This is a genomic window from Paenibacillus piscarius (genome assembly GCF_022234545.1).
GTDB classification, from domain to species: Bacteria; Bacillota; Bacilli; order Paenibacillales; family Paenibacillaceae; genus Paenibacillus_AQ; species Paenibacillus_AQ piscarius.
Map to the genome: position 1 here is coordinate 132,334 of NZ_JAIEUI010000009.1, position 12,857 is coordinate 145,190.

General features: G+C 52.6%; 11 protein-coding genes and 1 pseudogene. 6 read left to right on the plus strand and 6 right to left on the minus strand.

All coding sequences use genetic code 11. From position 1 onward, the window contains the following. Nucleotides 1-138: 138 nt before the first annotated feature. Nucleotides 139-1,290: a hypothetical protein gene (locus K1558_RS16300; RefSeq protein ID WP_238652672.1), complete on the plus strand. Its 1,152-nt coding sequence runs from the start codon at nucleotides 139-141 to the stop codon at nucleotides 1,288-1,290. Nucleotides 1,291-1,352: 62 nt separating this feature from the next. Here the strand turns inward: K1558_RS16300 and qoxD are convergent, their stop codons facing one another. From qoxD to qoxA, 4 genes are read right to left on the minus strand one after another with little or no spacing between them, the layout of a single operon-like run. Next, nucleotides 1,353-1,646, minus strand: a complete 294-nt coding sequence (qoxD, locus tag K1558_RS16305; RefSeq protein WP_238652673.1) for a cytochrome aa3 quinol oxidase subunit IV — start codon at nucleotides 1,644-1,646, stop codon at nucleotides 1,353-1,355. 1 nt (nucleotide 1,647) lies between these two features. Next, nucleotides 1,648-2,244, minus strand: coding sequence for a cytochrome aa3 quinol oxidase subunit III (gene qoxC, locus K1558_RS16310; RefSeq protein WP_238652674.1), 597 nt, complete (start codon nucleotides 2,242-2,244; stop codon nucleotides 1,648-1,650). Beyond that, the gene (gene qoxB, locus K1558_RS16315; protein ID WP_238652675.1) at nucleotides 2,241-4,190 is read right to left on the minus strand and encodes a cytochrome aa3 quinol oxidase subunit I; all 1,950 of its coding nucleotides are present in this window, start codon (nucleotides 4,188-4,190) and stop codon (nucleotides 2,241-2,243) included. The genes qoxC and qoxB overlap by 4 nt, the downstream gene beginning before the upstream one ends. A gap of 44 nt (nucleotides 4,191-4,234) precedes the next feature. Continuing rightward, on the minus strand, nucleotides 4,235-5,251 hold the full coding sequence (gene qoxA / locus K1558_RS16320; RefSeq protein WP_238652676.1) for a cytochrome aa3 quinol oxidase subunit II: 1,017 nt from the start codon (nucleotides 5,249-5,251) through the stop codon (nucleotides 4,235-4,237). Between the two features lie 499 nt (nucleotides 5,252-5,750). Here qoxA and K1558_RS16325 point away from each other — a divergent pair, with 499 nt between their 5' ends. Further along, nucleotides 5,751-6,905, plus strand: a complete 1,155-nt coding sequence (locus K1558_RS16325; protein WP_238652677.1) for a polysaccharide deacetylase family protein — start codon at nucleotides 5,751-5,753, stop codon at nucleotides 6,903-6,905. Here the strand turns inward: K1558_RS16325 and K1558_RS16330 are convergent. Further along, nucleotides 6,859-7,356, minus strand: a pseudogene (locus tag K1558_RS16330) (TetR/AcrR family transcriptional regulator); the annotation flags it as partial. The gene K1558_RS16325 and the pseudogene K1558_RS16330 sit on opposite strands and share 47 nt — an antisense overlap. Nucleotides 7,357-7,492: 136 nt before the next feature. Here K1558_RS16330 and K1558_RS16340 point away from each other — a divergent pair. The 4 genes from K1558_RS16340 to K1558_RS16355 all read left to right on the plus strand — a co-directional run bounded on the left by K1558_RS16340 (nucleotide 7,493) and on the right by K1558_RS16355 (nucleotide 11,514). Further along, nucleotides 7,493-7,882: a GntR family transcriptional regulator gene (locus K1558_RS16340; RefSeq protein WP_238652679.1), complete on the plus strand. Its 390-nt coding sequence runs from the start codon at nucleotides 7,493-7,495 to the stop codon at nucleotides 7,880-7,882. Beyond that, nucleotides 7,875-8,777, plus strand: coding sequence for an ABC transporter ATP-binding protein (locus tag K1558_RS16345; RefSeq protein ID WP_238652680.1), 903 nt, complete (start codon nucleotides 7,875-7,877; stop codon nucleotides 8,775-8,777). Before K1558_RS16340 ends, K1558_RS16345 begins: the two co-directional genes overlap by 8 nt. Then, a complete protein-coding gene (locus tag K1558_RS16350) occupies nucleotides 8,731-10,761 on the plus strand; it encodes a hypothetical protein (RefSeq protein WP_238652681.1) in 2,031 nt (676 codons plus the stop codon). The genes K1558_RS16345 and K1558_RS16350 overlap by 47 nt, the downstream gene beginning before the upstream one ends. Before the next feature lie 231 nt (nucleotides 10,762-10,992). Further along, nucleotides 10,993-11,514, plus strand: coding sequence for a mismatch-specific DNA-glycosylase (locus tag K1558_RS16355; RefSeq protein WP_238652682.1), 522 nt, complete (start codon nucleotides 10,993-10,995; stop codon nucleotides 11,512-11,514). Between the two features lie 347 nt (nucleotides 11,515-11,861). Here K1558_RS16355 and K1558_RS16360 read toward each other — a convergent pair whose 3' ends face one another. Then, nucleotides 11,862-12,821 carry an MraY family glycosyltransferase gene (locus K1558_RS16360; protein ID WP_420800441.1) on the minus strand — a complete coding sequence of 320 codons (960 nt, stop codon included), beginning with the start codon at nucleotides 12,819-12,821 and terminating at the stop codon, nucleotides 11,862-11,864. Between the last annotated feature and the right edge of the window lie 36 nt (nucleotides 12,822-12,857).

Below are 12,857 nucleotides of genomic sequence, written 5' to 3' on the forward strand. Positions count from 1 at the left end.
TATTTAGAAGACTGCCCGGCAAATACTCTAACGGTAACATTTAAAAATCTCCAGGCAACACCCAAGCAACCGACCGGTACTCTGACAATCTTTCTTATCTTGCTCACAACACTCATTCCAAGGAGGCGGTTTCTAATCGTGAACAAACAAACCTGGAAGCTGGCGCTCATTCCAGCACTATTAATGACACTTGCAGCCTGCAGCTCCAATCAGGCTGGTGCTCCGGCGGTTACGCCCGGTCCGGAGAATACAGCGGGGGCTGTTGAGGCATCCGCCCAGCCGACCGTCCAGCCTGCGCCCCAGCCGGCAGCGACTCCAGCTCCTTCCACGGCTCCCGCTGCATCAGCGGTTCCAGTAAGAGAAATCAAGCCGTATAAGAATATATCCATCACTGACTGGCGGGACGATCAGACGGTTGTCGTGTCCAAGGCGAACGATAAGCTCGGCCCCATCCAATCGGGAGAGCTGGCGGGCTCCCTTCCGCAGAGCCTGTATTTCTTCCATCTGGATACCGGGGAATACGAATTGATAGTGGAGAAGGACAATATGATGCTGGGGGATGCAACACTGTCCGCCGATAACAAATTCCTGCTCTATAGTGAATTCTCCTTGGGAGATCCGGCGTACATTATTATGGACCTGGGGGGCAAGAAGCCCTTCACGATCAAGAGTGATGCCACCAGCGGAGCGATGGGCGCGCAGTGGGCGGATAATGATACGGTTATAGGTCCGGATTACAGCGGCGGCGCTTATACAGCGACAACTTCCGCGAAGATTGCGCCGGTCGACGGCTTAAGCGGGGATGGGCTGATTGTGGTCAGGCAAATCAAGGATAAGATCTACTACACGAGCAATTCCAGTGATACCCTGCAGACGCTGGACCTGAAGACTAAGGAAAAAGCTGCGCTGAAGCTTGAAAGGGTCGGCGGTGTATATCCTTCACCGGATGAAGAACAGATGCTGGTGCTGCAAAATAAGGATGACGGGCAGGTGCTGCTGCTATGTGATACAGACGGAGCGAATCAGCGGACCCTTGCGGAAGGAGCAGAGCTTGGCGGTGTCTCCTGGTCGTCCGATCAGCGGCTGGTTGCTTATAGTGTAATCCGTGAGGAGAACGGGACCCGCTCCAGCACGCTGTACATTTATGATCTGGCTGCAGATAAGTCCACCGAAATTACTGCTGGCAAGGGAAATCTGACGACGGCCTGGAGCCCGTCGGGCCGGGATCTGGCTTATACGGATTGGACGGAGCAGGGAAATAACAGCGGTGTCGTTCATTTGAAATATTGATTATACAAACAGCCCGCCTCCGGTAATGCACCGGAAGCGGGCTGTTTGATTACACTCTAGCTTTAAGCATACCAGCCCCATACGAAGATGAACAGGGTACCGAAGATAGTGACCAGAGCGACGAACATGGCGTACGCAATATTGATATACAGTTCTTTCTTGGAATCGGCCGATTCTCCGATGTGCATGAACACAAACAGCTGCAGCGAAGCCTGGATCAGTGCAGTAACCAGCAGCACGACCATATTGGCACTGGCGGACAGGTCTCCGTAGATCACAACCAGCGCAGCGGCAGAGAGGACCAGAGAGGCTACATAACCCATCACATGCTTAATTGGGAATAGTTGCTTCATCATGTCACATCAGTCCTTTCAGGTAGACGAAGCTGAAGATAAAGATCCAGACCACGTCTAAGAAGTGCCAGAACAAGGAGAAGATGAACGTTTTGTTGGCGGTCGCAGGCGTAATGCCGCGCTTCCACAGCTGAATCATAATACCAATGCCCCACAGCAGACCGAAGCTGACGTGGAGACCGTGCGTTCCCAGCAGGATGAACAGACTGGAGAGGAAGCCGCTGGTCTGCAGCGTAGCGCCCTCATGCACGTAAGTGAAGAATTCATCAATTTCAATGCCGACAAAAGCCAGACCCATCAGCAGCGTGATGGCCATGAAGACCATCATCGCTTTCTTGTAGCCATGCCGCATGGCATGGACGGCAAGGCCGATGGTGAAGGAGCTCGTCAGCAGCAGGAAGGTCTCCATCAGCACAGGGCCGATTTCGAACAGCTCGCTGCCGCTCGGTCCGCTGGCATAGCGGTTCACCATTACGAAGTAGACAGTGAACAGAGTAGCGAAGAGCGGGATTTCGGCACCGAGGAACACCCAGAAGCCGAAGATCTTATTACTGTTCTCTTCCGTTGAATATTCGAGCGGCTTGGACGCATCTATTTTCATACAGTCTCACCCCGCATCAGTTTCTTTTCAGTAGCTGCAATCTCTTCTACAGGAATGTAGTAGCCCTGGTCCTTATCGAAGGACATGAAGGCCAGTACGATAAGAATTCCAATCCCGGAGACAATCGCTGGAATCCACATGCTGAATACCAGGAAGAAGCCAAGGAAGAAGAAGACTACACCCAATATGAACGGCTTGCCGGTATTGCTAGGCATGTGAATCTTGGTGTATTTGGTGTCTGTATACAGCGGAATATTCTCGTGCTTCGCAGACCATAGAGGATCACGCGTCTCAACCTTAGGCACAATGGCGAAGTTGTAGAGCGGGATCGGGCTGTGCGTAGCCCATTCGAGCGTCCGGCCATCCCAAGGGTCGTTGGTCGTATCTCTCGGCATGTAGCGGGTACTCCAGTAAATATTGTAGACCAGGAGCACGAAGCCGATAGCGAGCCCGACAGCCCCGACGAAGCTAAGCATATTGAGCGGGCCGAAGCCTGATTCCTCAGAGTACGTATACATACGCCGCGTCATTCCCATGAGACCCAGGAAGAACAGCGGGAAGAAGGTTACGTTGAAGGAAATGATGATCCACCAGAAGGCATGCTTGCCCAGCCGTTCGTTCAGGCGGAAGCCGAACACTTTAGGGAACCAATAGTGGAAACCGGCGATGACGGCGAACACGGCACCCGGAATCAGCACGTAGTGGAAATGCGCAACCAGGAACATCGTGTTGTGATACTGGTAATCGGCGCTGGCCATCGCCAGCATGACGCCCGTTACTCCGCCGATTGTAAAGATCGGGATAAAGGCCAGCGTGTAGAGCATCGGTGTTGTGAAGGTAATCCTGCCCTTTCGCAGGGTGAATAACCAGTTGAATATTTTGACCCCGGTAGGTACCGCTATGGCCATTGTTGTGATGGAGAAGAAGCTGTTGACCATGGCCCCTTGACCCATTGTATAGAAGTGGTGAGCCCATACAAGGAAGGACAGGAGCGAGATGATCAGCATACTGAATACCATGGAGGTATAGCCGTACAGGTTCTTCTTCGAGAAGGTGGCGATAATCTCACTATAAATACCGAAGGCCGGAAGGATAACGATATAGACCTCCGGATGTCCCCAGACCCAGAACAGGTTAGCCCAGAGCATATCCATCCCGCCGTTGGCCATCGTGAAGAACTGGGAGCCGAAGAGGCGGTCGAACATCATCATCGCCAGCGCTACGGTAAGCACCGGGAAAGCGAAGACGATAATCACGTTGGTGATAAGTACGGACCAGGTGAACATCGGCATCTTCATCAGTGTCATGCCCGGTGCTCGCATCTTGAGAATCGTTACGATGAAGTTAACCCCGGTAATCAGCGTACCGATACCGGATATCTGCAAGGCCAGAGAGTAGTAGTTGTTACCTACTGTCGGGCTGAATTCCAGACTCGCGAGCGGGAAGTAGGCTGACCAGCCTGCATCCGGCGAGCCGCCGATGACGAAGGAGATGTTCAGCAGCATGGCGCCCATGAAGAAGAGCCAGAAGCTGACGGCGTTCAGCCGCGGGAAGGCAACGTCGCGTGCGCCGATCTGCAGCGGAATGATTACGTTCATCAGACCGATGATGAACGGCATGGCCATGAAGAGAATCATGATTAGACCATGGGTAGTGAAGACCTCATTGTAATGCTGCGCATCGAGGAATTTCATTTTCGGCGCAGCCGTCTGCAGACGCATCATCATCGCATCTACACCGCCGCGGAACAGCATCAGCAGCGCCGAGAGGATGTACATGATCCCGATTTTTTTGTGGTCAACCGTGGTCAGCCATTCGCGCCACAGATAACCCCATTTCTTGAAATAGGTAAGCCCGACGAGAATCCCGATGGTTGCCAGTGCAATACTGATCATGGCCCCGTATATCAAGGGTTCGCCGTGAACCTTAAATTTGTCCAAATCCATTAGGGTAGCTCCTTTCAGTGTGTTGCATTAAGCTCGTAAGAGAGCTAGTGTCCTTCGTGTGTGCTCTCTTCCACAGGAGAGCTTGGCAGCGGCTGATCGACCTCCGGATGAGGATCGCCGTCGAATTCCGTTTCGCTGGACGGCTCGGGAGACGGATGAATTTCCTTGTTATCCTGATGCTCCTGGCTGCCGTTGTCCATATCCATCTCCTTGCCGCCGCCGCTCATATGGTCTCCGTGATTGCCCGGAGGCGGGCTGAACTCCAGATGGGTGGAGGAATAGGTTTTGCGACCGAGGTATTCCGCGGCCAGCAGGCCCTTGAATTCTTCTTCAGTCAGCTTAGGTGCAGTTTCCTTCACTTCCTTCACCCAGTCCTCATAACCCTTGTTACTCAGAACAAGCGCTTCGAATTCCATGTGGGCGAAGCCTTTACCGCTGAAGTTAGCATTCTTACCGATATAAGAGCCTTCTGTATCAGCAGAGAGATGAAGCGTTGTCAGCATGTCGCTCATCGCGTACTTTTGACCGGCAAGCTGTGGAATCCAAAGACTGGTAATAGAGCCGAACGAGTACATTCTGAATTCTACCGCACGATGCACCGGCATATTCACGTAGTTAACCGTTTCGATCCCTTCCTCAGGGTAGCTGAAATGCCATTTCCAGTTCGAGGAGGAGGCGTAAATGACAAGCGGTTTCTGATCGTTATATTCCGCTGCCACATTCTCTACTTTGGTTGTTGTCTTGACGGTTACAACGGACAGGAAGGCTACGATAATGATCGGGATGATAATCCAGATCGCCTCCAGTACCTTGTTGCCTTCCTCATGTTCAGGAATGTAGCCCTCATTACTCTTCTTCGCACGGTATTTCACCAGTACAAAGATATACAGAATGTAGACAACAGCCAGAACCCCAAGCATAACAATAATCGAGAGGATGATGGTGTCAGATAACGTCCTGGCAGACGGCCCCTTCGGGTTCAGAACAGCGATTGAGCTGCATCCCGGCAGGAGAAGGATCAGGCTTAGAAACAAAGCGTATAACGGTCCCTTTTTTTTCATATAGAACTCCTTCCTTCAATACTACTTTTCTTTCGCCGTTCATTAACGGAAGTACATTGATCTGTATATATAGTAAGAACTACTTACCCATAATGCAAAATACATATTTTGTATATTTAGATAAAATAGTCCTTAAAAATGGCTAACAAGTTAAATATATGTGAGCAATTTGTTACAAGTATATAAGGGTATGATAAAGATCACTGTAGTGGCGCACTTTAGCTAATTTTAAGGTTGTTCAATCTTTGTTCAATATTTCATAATTGTTATTAAATTTGTCACAATTCTGAGGCCTCAAAATCACGTGATTTAACCCTGTATTGCCTGCTGCGACAGCATTCGACGCGAAAGATGTGTTTTCTGAAAACTATGTCCGGCCAACATTTATCATTGCAGAACAGTAACATTTTTTTAGCTTGCGGTTACAATCTCTCAAATTACGTTAATTGTATATGTGATAAAGTGATAGACAAATATACATAGATTGGAGACTGCTGCTGTGCGTATCAAAAAATTCATGCTATTATTCATGTCCTTATTCCTGATGATCGGTCTGGTGCAGAGCCCGGCGAGCGCCGAAGCCAAGGGGGCTGCACTTAAGCTTGGAATAAACGATAAGCTGAGTGCAATTGAAGCTGTATCTGTAAAAGACACCTATTACATCCCTCTCCGCGCCCTCGCGGATGAGCTGAAATGGACCCTCACCGGACTTGCAGACGGGGTTCATGTTGCGGGCGGAACAAGCTCGCTTACCCTTCTTAACAAGGATGGGGGCGCGGTGCTGAAGGACGGCCGGACCGTGCCTATGAGCACCTTCCTGCAGGACGGTAAACTGATGGTTCCGCTGAAAGTTAGCGGGTATCTCGGATATAGCATTTCCTATGCGGGGGATAAATATTTACTTCGGGTGAAGGACAGCTCGGCCCAGCTTACCGATAGCGCGTTCACGGACAAATATGCTGCTGAGCTGAAGCCTAAGGCGCCTGTAGCTCCCGCAACGCCAGCAACTCCGGCCAAGCCTGCTGAGCCGGGCAAGCCGGGCCGGACGGTATACCTGACCTTTGACGACGGCCCGTCGGCGACGACCGGCGAGCTGCTGGATATTCTGCGCAAGTATGATGTACAGGCCACCTTCTTCATGCTGGGGAATAATATGAACCAGCATCCTGCCCAGGTGAAGCGGATTGCTAAGGAAGGCTATGGCCTGGCTCTGCATGGCGTGACCCACCGCCAGGAGAAGTTCTATGCTTCCCCGTCAGCGGCGCTTGCCGAGATGTCGGGAGCGAATGCTACCCTGAAGAAGCTGACGGGAACCAGCACCACGCTGATTCGCACCCCATACGGAAGCAAGCCTTATTTCACCAAGTCCTTCCGGGACAAGGTTCTGGGCCAGGGCTATCATCTCTGGGACTGGAACGTGGATTCTTATGACTGGAAGTACAAACAGAACAGCGACAGAATCTACAACACCGTAATGGAGCAGGTGAATAAACTGAAGGCATCGAAGACCAATCCAATCATTCTGATGCATGACCAGAAGGCTACACTGAAGGTGCTGCCGCGCGTGCTGGAGAAGCTGCAGAAGGAAGGCTACACGTTCGAGCTGATTACGAAGGACATGGAGCCGGTGAACTTCTGGAAGGACAAGAGATAAGCGGAGGTCTGCTTAGGATAGACACAGCAAAGAGCAAGTCCGTGGGAATTCTCCCTGGGGCTTGCTCTTTTTGTATAGGAAACAATAGTTTCCTGGAGGGTACAACGGCATAGGATCCCATCTGCAGGTACTCCAGGGTTCTGAGCCGCCCGTTCTCATACTGGGCAATCAGCTGCTTGATGGTATCATCGCTGTGATACATGATGCTGAGATCCTTGTGATAGCCGATGAATGACTTATGTGCGAGCAGCAGCGTATCGACCAGATGCATAATCAGCTCGTTGCGGCCGGCTGTACTGAAATTAATCTCGGCCATCGACTGTTCGATCTTGGCCATCAGCTCATTGCCGTACATATGGAGTACCTCAATAAACACCGCTCTTTTATCCGTAAAATAAGAATAAAAGCTCCCCGTGAATACCCCGGCTGCGGCTGCGATTTGCTTCGTATTGGTCTGGTGAAAGCGTGTTAATTATGTGTATTCTCAATCTAAAGATTGACAGTACCTCTAAACTGTATTAATAATAGTAGTACAGTTAATACACTCTGGTGCAGCTACTGGGGTATCAGATGAAGGGAGGACTGTCATGTTCGAGTTGGATGTGCGCAGCCGCAAGCCGATCTATGAGCAGCTGACCGACAAGGTCAAGGAGATGATTATGCACGGCATTCTGCGGGCGGATGAACAGCTGCCTTCGGTAAGGGCACTGTCCTCACAGCTCACGGTGAACCCCAATACGATCCAGAAGGCGTACCGGGAGCTGGAGCGGGAAGGCTATATCTATTCGCTGCAGGGCAAGGGCAATTTCGTTGCCGCCATGCAGCAGGAGCACAACGAGAGCAAGCGGGCCGGGCTGAAGACAGAGCTGCTGCGGCTGATGGCGGAGGCGGTCTATCTCGGATTCACGGAGAGCGAGATCAGTGCGCTGTACCGCCAGGCGCTGGATCAGAGAAGAGAGGGGAACAGCCATGATTGAGATACGCGGAGTCAGCAAGATTTTTCAGGGGGATAAGGCGGTTGACCAACTGTCGCTGACTGTACATAAAGGCGCTATTTACGGGTTGCTGGGATCGAACGGAGCCGGCAAAACCACGCTGCTGAAGACACTCGCCGGGATTTACCGCCCTGATGCAGGCACGGTCAAGCTTGGCGGGCAGCCGGTCTATGAGTCGCCGGAAGTGAAGCGCAGAATGATCTTCATGCCGGACAGTCCGTACTTCTTCCCCCAGGCGACGATCCGGAGTATGGCAGCCTTCTACAAGTCCATCTACCCGGACTGGAGCCAGAAGCGCTATGACGAGCTGCTTGCGATGTTCCGGCTGGATCCCCGGCGCAAGCTCAGCCGCTTCTCCAAGGGGATGCAGCGCCAGGCTGCCCTGCTGCTTGCGCTTAGCTGCAGGCCGGAGGTGCTGATTATGGATGAGCCGATTGACGGACTTGACCCGGTGATGCGCCGCCAGATCAAGAATCTTCTGTTCCAGGAGGTTGCCGAGCGCGAGCTTACGGTGCTGATCTCCTCGCATAATCTGCGGGAGATTGAGGATCTGTGCGATCATGTCGGCATTATGCATGAAGGACGGATGCTGGTCGAGAAGGATCTGGATGATCTGAAATCGGACACGCATAAGGTGCAGGTCGCGTTCCGGGACGAACGCCATGCGGCTGCGCTGGAGTCCATCCTGCAAATCCTACACCGGGAGGAACGGGGAAGTGTCAGACTCTATATTGTCAAAGGTGAGCGGGAACGCATCAGCCAAGCTTTTCATGTCTATGATCCCTATGTGCTTGATCTGCTGCCGCTAACGCTGGAGGAGATCTTTATCTATGAAATGGGAGGTGCCGGTTATGACGCACAGCCGATTATTTTGTAACGCCAGCCTGATCCGCCAGAACCTGCGCCAGCATGGGTGGATTGGCATTCTGTATACACTCGTCCTTCTGTTTCAGCTTCCGCTGCAGCTGTTCATGAACGGTGATCCGTATGCGAAGCCTGTGAAGCTTGATCACCTGTTCAATCTGGGACCTGATCTTGCACCCTTTCTGCTTGCTTTTCCGGCGATAGCCGGGCTGTTCCTGTCCCGTTACCTGCAGTCCAGAATGGCCTCGGATCTGATGCACAGCCTTCCGCTGCGCCGCTCGCATCTGCTGTCATCCCATCTGCTTAGCGGCCTGCTTCTGCTGCTGCCTCCAGTGTGGGTCACTGCTGCGGTTACGGCTCTCGTCCGCCCCTTGAAGGGCAATATGTACATCTATCACGGAGGAGATGTCTGGGAGTGGTGCCTGACCCTTACGGTGCTGACCCTGTTTCTGTTTGCGTTCACCATGTTTGCAGGGGTATGTACAGGGCAGAGCATTCTACAGGGTGTGGTGGTCTTCATTCTGCTGCTGCTGCCGTCGGCTCTCCTGGAGTTTATCAATGTGCATCTGAACCGCTATCTGTATGGATATTCGAATTGGTCCGGACTGACGAGTCTTTCTAATAACGATTGGTCGCCAATTCTGCGTATTATGCAGATGTCCTATGAGATTTTCAGCCATACAGAGCTGTGGGTATATGCCATTCTATCCGCGGTGTTCCTGGCGCTGTCCTTCCTACTGTACCCTAAGCGTCACAGTGAGAAGGCCGGACATGCGGTAGCCTTCACCTATTTCGATCCGCTGTTCAAGGCGGGAGTGATGCTGTGCAGTATGCTGCTGGCCCTTGGCTATATTGGCGGCGTTAAACAGGGGGCGGGCTGGATCATTGGCAGTGTCCTTGCAGGTGGGCTGGTCGGGTATATACTCGTGGAAATGATTCTCCGCAAAAGCTGGCAGATTCTCAGCCGCAGGCTGCCGCTTGAATTCGCTGTGTACAGCGTATTGCTGGGGCTGCTGCTCTATGTTCCTGTATCCGGCTTAACCGGATATGAGAACCGGGTTCCGGCTAGTGATAAGGTGGCCGCGGTATTCGCCGGAGCCAACTATGAGCAGTTAACACAACCGCCGCAGGGTGCTGAGAACTCAAAAGTCCTGGCCGATGATATCCGGTCCAAGGACCCGGAATATATCGAGGCGGTGACCGCGCTGCACCGGGCTGTTGTCACGGCGAGGCCGGAGCAGAAGGGTGATGTGTGGAGTGATAGCTATCCCCCACGGCAGCGCTTCACGTTGTCTTACCAGTTGAAGAACGGAAAAACGCTGCTGCGGACGTATTTGGTTCCGCGGGCCGGCTTCGAACCGGAGCTGAAGGCGGTGATGGAACATGCGGATTACAAACGCGAGCTCTTCCAGATCTCCCGGATGGAGGATAATGTAGACAGTATCTGGATGGGAAATCTGAACAAGGCCTTCACTATTTCCGACCCGCAGGAGCTCCAGGAGTTCAAGGATATTCTAATTCGTGAACTGCTAAACATGTCCTATGAGGATCAAGTTTCGGATCAGCGGTCACGGGGGGCTATCCGTGTTCTGCACAAGCCGGATCAATACGGAAACCACATCAAATATTACTATGATTGGTTCCCTTCCTATCATGAACTGGGAGCATGGCTGGAACAGAAGGGCTATGCCGATAAAATCAGGATTACAGTAGCGGATGTTGTGTCCGCCGAGATGTTTAGGGATATCCATCACAGTGAGCTGCCTTCCGGACTGCGATATGATCCTAAGGCCCGTCTGGAGTTAGCCCGCACGGAGAAACGGTCGGTCGAAGTCAAAGACAAGACGCTGATCAGCGGCATTCTGGAGCACCGGCGCAATTTTACCCGTGAAGAGGGAAGGATTGCGGTGAGAATAGAGTATAAGGATGGAACCATTAATTTCATTTCCCTGGAGGAGCAGGAGATGGCTCCGGCACTGAAGGCGATTCTGCCTTAGGTTCCTCGTTGCTCATGCTGGAGTAAGCCGGGAATGAGTGGTTCCCCTGTTAATGGATAAACGTCTGTTAACAGGGGATTTTTTTGTTAGGGATGGGACTGGGGCAGGTGATTGGACAGAAGGTTGCTTCCGGTGTGCCTGATGGCATAGCATGGGTATATTAAGATAAAACAGCGCAATTAAGCGCACCAAGGCGCGCCATGAGGCTGCGGCCTGTAAGGAGGGATAAGCATGGAAGAGGTGCAGGATCATCTGGATTACGGGCTGCAGATTGTCTTCATCGGATTCAACCCCAGCATCCGCTCCGGGGAAGTGGGTCATCACTATGCCAATCCGCGTAATAATTTCTGGCGTATTCTGCATAACTCCGGGCTGACGCCACGGTTATATGACGCCTCCGAGGACGGGGAGCTGCTGAAGCTGGGCTACGGGTTCACTAACATTGTCGCCCGTCCCACGGTAGGCGCTGAAGATATCACCCGCGAGGAGTACACGCAGGGCCGTGAGCTGCTTCGTGCCAAGCTGGAGGAATACCGTCCCCGGATCGCCTGTTTCGTCGGCAAAGGCGTATACACCGAATTCAGCCGCCGGAAGAACGCAGCCTGGGGCTTCCAGGAGGGGGTTACTCCGGTGGTGGACGGGGTCCGGGAGTTCGTCGCCCCTTCGTCCAGCGGACTGGTCCGGATGCCGATGCCGGAGATTATCGCCATCTACCTGCAGCTCTATGAGTTCACGCAGGAGCAGGGGGATTAGCGGGATTGGGGTCATGGGCTGAATCAGGGCAGTAGGGCTCAACTGATGATTCGCTCCTGCCATCCGGACTCCGAGGCCGTTATTTCGGCCCAAGGCTGCTGAAGCAGCCCACGTGCGGACTCAGAAGCCGCTATTTCGATAAAAGGCATACGATTTCTCCCCTTTGCGGGCAGATAAGAGCATCTGAGTCCGCAACACGCGCAAAAAGGGTGTTTTTCGGCAAATAGGGGCCCTGGAGTCCGCGTGGACTCGGGTAAGGCCTGCAACTGCGCCTTCATCTCAGCACAGGTGCACAGCGCACACCAAGAAGCACCCTTGTTCCCAAGGGTGCTTCTTGTCAGTAACCTCTAGATCTGGATCAGCAGCAATATGATGGACGACAGCGACAGGCAGACACTGACCAGATAGAGAACGGCGACAACCTGCTTCTGGTTGAGGCCGGCCTTCAGCAGCCGGTAATGAACCTGGGTGGCGTCAGCCTGGTAGATAGCTTGTCCCTTCAGGAAGCGCTTGATGACGACAAAAATATTGTCGAAGATCGGCACGCCCAGCGCCAGAATCGGAATGAACAGCGACAGTACGGTTGCCTGCTTGAACGCACCGTCCAGCGCGATGACCGCCAGGATGAAGCCGAGGAAGGTGGCGCCGGCATCACCCATGAAGATTTTGGCCGGAGCCTTGTTGAAGCGCAAGTATGCCAAGGTAACTCCGATCAGCGACACCGCCATGAAGGCGGAGGTGGATTGGCCCATCGTCAACGCGACGACGAACAGGGTCACTGCCGAGATCGCGGTAAGTCCGCCGGCCAGACCGTCCATCCCATCCGAAAAGTTGATTACCGTGGTCACCCCGAAGATCCAGATAATCGTCAGAAGGAACTGTAAAATGACCGGAAGTGAGATATAATCACCCGAGAAGGGATTGATGAAGCCGGTGAACGCATTGCCTGACAGAAACACCAGAACCGCAGCGGCAATCTGTACAATGAATTTGGGCAGCGCCGGGAAATCCTTGCCTTTGGTCTTGTACCAGTCGTCAATCGTTCCTATGGTCAGCAGGAGGACGCCGCCGATGAACAGGGCAAGTGTCTCTAAGGTGAATTCACGTGCGAACAGCAGATATGTAATGAAAAAACCGACGAATATGGCATAGCTGGCCGTAAGCGGAATCGGCTCTCTATGTATTTTGCGTTCTACATCTTCCCTGGGCCTGTCCACGAAATCCAGCCGGAAGGCAAGCTTGCCAAGAGGAGGAATCAGCAGATAAACGATAAGAAATGACACAATAAACGCTAAACCGTATAAAATGACAATCACCCCGTCGATAAATTTAATATAAGGATT

Excerpts from the sequence above, each read along its gene's own strand:
- qoxD (WP_238652673.1), bottom strand. The coding sequence starts at position 1,646 with ATGATGAAGCAACTATTCCCAATTAAGCATGTGATGGGTTATGTAGCC.
- qoxC (WP_238652674.1), bottom strand. The coding sequence starts at position 2,244 with ATGAAAATAGATGCGTCCAAGCCGCTCGAATATTCAACGGAAGAGAAC.
- qoxB (WP_238652675.1), bottom strand. The coding sequence starts at position 4,190 with ATGGATTTGGACAAATTTAAGGTTCACGGCGAACCCTTGATATACGGG.
- qoxA (WP_238652676.1), bottom strand. The coding sequence starts at position 5,251 with ATGAAAAAAAAGGGACCGTTATACGCTTTGTTTCTAAGCCTGATCCTT.
- K1558_RS16340 (WP_238652679.1), top strand. The coding sequence starts at position 7,493 with ATGTTCGAGTTGGATGTGCGCAGCCGCAAGCCGATCTATGAGCAGCTG.
- K1558_RS16345 (WP_238652680.1), top strand. The coding sequence starts at position 7,875 with ATGATTGAGATACGCGGAGTCAGCAAGATTTTTCAGGGGGATAAGGCG.
- K1558_RS16350 (WP_238652681.1), top strand. The coding sequence starts at position 8,731 with ATGAAATGGGAGGTGCCGGTTATGACGCACAGCCGATTATTTTGTAAC.
- K1558_RS16355 (WP_238652682.1), top strand. The coding sequence starts at position 10,993 with ATGGAAGAGGTGCAGGATCATCTGGATTACGGGCTGCAGATTGTCTTC.